The 3,369-nt window shown below is 71.0% G+C and carries 4 protein-coding genes and 1 pseudogene; all 5 read left to right on the top strand.

Features of this window, described 5'->3' with window-relative positions; genetic code table 11:
- Nucleotides 1-231, top strand: a pseudogene (locus tag ASF38_RS17955) (hypothetical protein); the annotation flags it as partial.
- Complete coding sequence (locus tag ASF38_RS17950) at nt 228-1,046, top strand: ABC transporter ATP-binding protein (RefSeq protein WP_055961384.1); 819 nt, start codon at nt 228-230, stop codon at nt 1,044-1,046. The pseudogene ASF38_RS17955 and the gene ASF38_RS17950, both read left to right, overlap by 4 nt.
- Nucleotides 991-1,683, top strand: a complete 693-nt coding sequence (locus ASF38_RS07755; protein WP_055961381.1) for an ABC transporter ATP-binding protein — start codon at nt 991-993, stop codon at nt 1,681-1,683. Before ASF38_RS17950 ends, ASF38_RS07755 begins: the two co-directional genes overlap by 56 nt.
- Nucleotides 1,680-2,486, top strand: coding sequence for an IclR family transcriptional regulator (locus tag ASF38_RS07750; RefSeq protein WP_056574966.1), 807 nt, complete (start codon nt 1,680-1,682; stop codon nt 2,484-2,486). Before ASF38_RS07755 ends, ASF38_RS07750 begins: the two co-directional genes overlap by 4 nt.
- A gap of 19 nt (nt 2,487-2,505) precedes the next feature.
- On the top strand, nt 2,506-3,369 hold an 864-nt coding region (locus ASF38_RS07745; protein ID WP_082480584.1), incomplete at its 3' end, for an oxaloacetate decarboxylase.

Genomic DNA, 3,369 nt, shown 5'->3' with positions numbered 1-3,369 from the left:
ACCTACCACTGGGCCGGACCCATCGTGGGCGCGATCGTCTTCGTGGGCCTGCCCGAGGTGGTGCGCTCCTACGTCGACGGGGTCGACGAGCTCATGACCGGTGCCCTGCTGGTGCTGATCATGGTCTTCATGCCGCGCGGTCTCATCGACCCGCGACGCCAGTGGGTCCGGCGGCTGCGTCGGACCGACGACACGCCCGTGGCCGAGCCCGAGCCGGAGGTGGCCCGATGAGCGACGCACTGCTGACCATCGAGGGACTGACCAAGCGGTTCGGCGGCGTGACCGCCGTCAACGGTGTCGACATGGTCGTGCCGCAGGGCACCGTCATGGGGCTCATGGGTCCCAACGGCGCCGGCAAGACCAGCCTCGTGAACCTGGTGACCGGCTTCTACACGCCGGACGAGGGCTCGGTCCTCTTCGAGGGCGACGAGATGGCGGGCCTGGCGCCGCACCAGATCAGCCGACGCGGCATCACCCGCACCTACCAGAACGTGCGGCTGCTCAGCGGCTTCAGCGTCCTGGAGCAGGTGGTGGCGGGCATGTACGCGTCGCGGAAGGCGTCGTCGCTGTCCAGCCTCGTGATGTGGCCGGGCGAGCGGCGGGAGCGGCGCGAGTGTCTCGAGCGCGCCGACGCCCTCCTCACCCGGGTGGGAGTGACGGAGCGGCGTGAGCTGGCCGAGACGCTGCCGTACGGCACGCAGCGCCGGGTGGAGATCGCCCGTGCGCTCGCCACCGACCCGCGCCTGGTGCTCCTCGACGAGCCGACGGCGGGCATGAACCGCGAGGAGTCCGTGGCGGTGGGCGAGCTCATCCGCTCGGTCCGCGACCAGGGCCTCACGGTGCTCGTCGTCGAGCACAACATGCGGCTGATCCTCGACTACTGCGACGCCGCCTACGTCATGAGCTTCGGCGAGGTGCTGTCGCACGGCACCCCGCAGGAGTGCGTCGACGACCCCGCCGTCCAGAAGGCCTACTTCGGAAAGGAGAACGATGCTTCAGGTATCCCGGCTCTGCGCGAGCTACGGAGCGATCCGCGCCGTCCGTGACGTCAGCCTGGAGGTCCCCGAGGGGAACCTCGTGGCCGTCCTCGGCGCCAACGGCGCCGGCAAGTCGACGTTGGTCCGGTCCATCGCGGGTGTGCACCGCGAGAAGACCGGCGACATCGTCCTCGACGGCAAGCCCGTCCAGAAGCTGCCGCTGCACCGCATCACGCGGCTGGGCCTGGCGCTCGTCCCCGAGGGTCGGCACGTCGTCTCGCCGCTCACCGTGGCCGAGAACCTCGCGCTCAGCACCTTCTCCGGACGGTCCCGACCCGAGCTGCTCGACCGCGTCTACGAGCTCTTCCCGCGGCTGGCCGAGCGCCGGACGCAGCAGGCCGGCTCCATGAGCGGCGGCGAGCAGCAGATGCTCGCCATGGGCCGTGCGCTCATGACCGACCCGCAGGTGCTCCTGCTCGACGAGCCGTCCATGGGTCTGGCCCCGTCGGTCATCGACGTCATCTACGGCGCCATCGCAGCCCTGCACGCCGAGGGCCAGAGCATCCTGCTCATCGAGCAGGACGCCACGCGGGCGCTCGAGGTGGCCGACCACGCGTACCTGCTGCAGCGCGGCGAGGTGCACATGTCCGGCACGCCGGAGAAGCTGGCGCACAGCGAGGACATCCAGAAGGCGTACCTCGGATGAAGGACGTCACGGGACAGGCGGGCAGCGCCGACGAGGTGGACCCTCGCAACTACGTCGCGTCGGTCATCAAGTCGTGCAACGTCGTCGAGGTGCTCGGCGGCGGCGACAGCGAGTACAGCCTCGGGGAGATCGCCGCGGCGACCGGCATCGGCAAGACGACCGTGCACCGGCTCCTGTCGTCGCTGCAGATGGCCGGCTGGGTCGAGCGCGGGCCTCGCGACGGCTACCGGCTCAGCATCCGCATGCTCAAGCTCGCGCACGCGTCGCAGCGCCAGTTCAGCATCCGCAACGAGGCGCTGCCCCACCTGCGGTCGCTCGCGGGCCACTTCGGCGACACCGCGTTCCTGCTGGTGCCCTCGGACGAGGGGGCCGTGGTCGTCGAGATGGTCGAGGGCGAGAGCCCCCTGAAGGTCAACACGGTCACCCTCGGCACCGTGCTGCCGTACCACGTGGCCGGCGGGCCGACCGTCATGGCGGCCTGGGACGACACCATCCGCGAACGGGTGCTCTCCGCACCACGCAAGCGCTACACCGACAAGACCGACGTCACGCGCGACGCCCTGGAGACGAAGTTCGCCCGCATCCGCGAGCAGGGCTACGTCTTCGCCGACGAGGACCTCAACAACGGCGTCGCCGTCGTGAGCGCGCCCGTGTTCGGTCCCACCGGTGCCCTCAGCTGCACCCTCAGCCTCGGAGGCGCCGCCCAGGGCTTCGGCCCGGACCGCCTCGACCACATCGTCACCGCCGTGCGCGAAGCCTGCGCGGCGCTCTCCGAGCGCCTCGGGGCGCCCGCGCCTCGGTGACACGAAGGAAGGAAGCACGATGACGAACCACTTCAGGAGCCAGCTCGCCGACGGGCTGGTCTACGCCCCCGGCGTCTGGGACGGCCTGACCGCCCGGATCGCCGAGCAGAGCGGCTTCACGGCGCTCTGCGCGTCGGGGTTCGCCATCTCGGCGTCCCTCGGTCTGCCCGACGCCGAGATGTACTCGATGTCGGAGAACCTCGACGCCGTCCGCCGCATCCGCGGGGCCTCGCGCCTGCCGGTCGTCGCCGACATCGACACCGGCTACGGCAACGCCGTCAACGCCGCCCGCACCGCACGCATGTTCGCCGACGCGGGCGTGTCCGCGGTCTTCATGGAGGACCAGCTGGCGCCCAAGCGCTGCCCCGCGGCCACGAGCGGCGCACCGACGCTGCTCCCCGCCAAGGAGGCGGCGGGCAAGGTCCGCGCCGTGCGCGACGAGGTGGGCGACGAGCTCGTCCTCATCGGGCGCACCGACGGCATCGGTGACGACGCCATCCGTCGTGCCGTCGCCTACGTGGAGGCCGGCGCCGAGATGATCATGCCCATCTCCAAGGGCTTCCCCGACGCCGAGTCGTGGGCCCGCCTGCACTCCGAGGTGGGTGTGCCGCTCATGTGCTCGCTCACCGCGTGGACGTGGACGGCCGAGCAGTTCACGAGCGAGGTGCTGCGCGAGATCGGCGTGGGCCTCGCGCTGCTCCCGACGCAGATCCTGCTCGCGGCCACGACCGCCACCCGCGCGTCGCTCGAGCGCCTGTCGGCGGGCGAGCCGCCGGCCGACGTCAGCCGTGACTACATGGAGCACGCCGACTTCCTGAAGCTCATCGGCTTCGACGAGGTCCTGCACAAGCAGTCCCTGTACATGCCCGAGACCCTCGAGGAG

This window comes from Aeromicrobium sp. Leaf272 (assembly GCF_001422865.1).
In the GTDB taxonomy this organism is placed as follows: Bacteria; Actinomycetota; Actinomycetes; order Propionibacteriales; family Nocardioidaceae; genus Aeromicrobium.
Note: the sequence above shows the minus strand (reverse complement) of the source record. Positions and strands in the feature narration are given on the sequence as shown.

What these genes read in the sequence shown, in the direction of transcription:
- ASF38_RS17950 (WP_055961384.1), top strand. Translation starts at nt 228, where the DNA reads ATGAGCGACGCACTGCTGACCATCGAGGGACTGACCAAGCGGTTCGGC.
- ASF38_RS07755 (WP_055961381.1), top strand. Translation starts at nt 991, where the DNA reads ATGCTTCAGGTATCCCGGCTCTGCGCGAGCTACGGAGCGATCCGCGCC.
- ASF38_RS07750 (WP_056574966.1), top strand. Translation starts at nt 1,680, where the DNA reads ATGAAGGACGTCACGGGACAGGCGGGCAGCGCCGACGAGGTGGACCCT.